General features: G+C 57.4%; 1 rRNA gene. It reads right to left on the bottom strand.

The window, feature by feature from the left end:
• Window positions 1-827: ribosomal RNA gene (locus tag QP400_RS10445) — 16S ribosomal RNA — on the bottom strand; the annotation flags it as partial.

The raw sequence follows: 827 nt of genomic DNA, 5'->3' as shown, positions 1-827 counted from the left end.
ACATAAGGGGCATGATGATTTGACGTCATCCCCACCTTCCTCCGAGTTAACCCCGGCAGTCTCTCACGAGTCCCCACCATAACGTGCTGGCAACATGAGACAAGGGTTGCGCTCGTTGCGGGACTTAACCCAACATCTCACGACACGAGCTGACGACAACCATGCACCACCTGCACACCACCCCGAAGGCAACCACATCTCTGCAGTCTCGCGGTGCATGTCAAGCCTTGGTAAGGTTCTTCGCGTTGCATCGAATTAATCCGCATGCTCCGCCGCTTGTGCGGGCCCCCGTCAATTCCTTTGAGTTTTAGCCTTGCGGCCGTACTCCCCAGGCGGGGCACTTAATGCGTTAGCTACGGCGCGGAAACCATGAAACCAGCCCCCACACCTAGTGCCCAACGTTTACAGCATGGACTACCAGGGTATCTAATCCTGTTCGCTCCCCACGCTCTCGCTCCTCAGCGTCAGTAACGGCCCAGTAACCCGCCTTCGCCACCGGTGTTCCTCCTGATATCTGCGCATTCCACCGCTACACCAGGAATTCCAGTTACCCCTACCGCACTCAAGCCTGCCCGTACCCAACGCAAACCCGGGTTAAGCCCGAGCCTTAAACGCTAGACGCGACAAACCGCCTACGAGCCCTTTACGCCCAATAATTCCGGACAACGCTCGCGCCCTACGTATTACCGCGGCTGCTGGCACGTAGTTAGCCGGCGCTTCTTTACCCACTACCATCAACAAGGCCAAAACCCTGCCTTTTCCGCGGGCGAAAGGAGTTTACAACCCGAAGGCCTTCATCCCCCACACGACGTCGCTGCATCAGACTT

The sequence above is a fragment of the Winkia sp. UMB3158 genome (genome assembly GCF_030217145.1).
Classification (GTDB): Bacteria; Actinomycetota; Actinomycetes; order Actinomycetales; family Actinomycetaceae; genus Winkia; species Winkia anitrata.
The sequence above is the reverse complement of the archived record's forward strand: the minus strand, read 5'-3'. Positions and strand labels throughout refer to the sequence as shown.